Here is a 727-nt window from a genome sequence, read left to right on the forward strand (position 1 = left end):
TTCAAACATGAAGTGCAATTTTAAACACGTTGGAGTGAAGAAAGTAGAAAGGTGATTTATACTAGCACCTTCGCACCACCACAGTTTGGAGATTGCTATGTATTATAATCACCTTTCTAGGAAGGAAAGATACCAGATTTTCGTATTATTACAAGCAGGAAAGAATAAAAAAGAGATAGCCCAGCTACTCAATAGACATCCTTCGACAATAAGTCGAGAGATAAAAAGAAACTCAAAACCTAATCAAACCTATCAAGCACATGAGGCGGTAACACTCGCTAGGAAAAGGCGAAAAAACAGCGGTAATGGTAAGCCAATAGAGTCTTCGGTATGGCGTCAAGTTGAAAAATACCTCATGCTTTATTACAGCCCAGAGCAGATTGCTGCACGTTTAAAGAAAATCAGCGTCCAATCAATCTATAACTACCTTTATCAAAATAAAGCGCGCTATGAACAATTCAAATCTTATCTAAGGCGAAAAGGCAAAGCTTATCGGCATTGCAAGGCGCCGAACATTAAAGAAGGAGACCGTCAATATAAACGGTCAATTAAACAACGTCCAAGTTATGTAGAAAGCCGGAAAACGCAAGGGCATTGGGAGGGCGATACTATAATTAGCCGTAAAGACAAGCAAGCATTGTTGACGTTAGTTGAGCGCAAAACTGGACTCGTACTCATTGGACGCCTTAATCAACGCATTGCCTTTGAAACGAGAGATATGATAATA

Annotated in this window: 1 protein-coding gene; it reads left to right on the forward strand. The window is 39.6% G+C overall.

Annotated elements, in window-relative coordinates:
• Positions 1 to 97: 97 nt before the first annotated feature.
• The coding region (locus B9N71_RS08370) for an IS30 family transposase (RefSeq protein WP_085165499.1) at positions 98 to 727 on the forward strand (630 nt) is incomplete at its 3' end.

It is taken from the genome of Gilliamella bombi (assembly GCF_900103255.1).
GTDB classification, from domain to species: Bacteria; Pseudomonadota; Gammaproteobacteria; order Enterobacterales; family Orbaceae; genus Gilliamella; species Gilliamella bombi.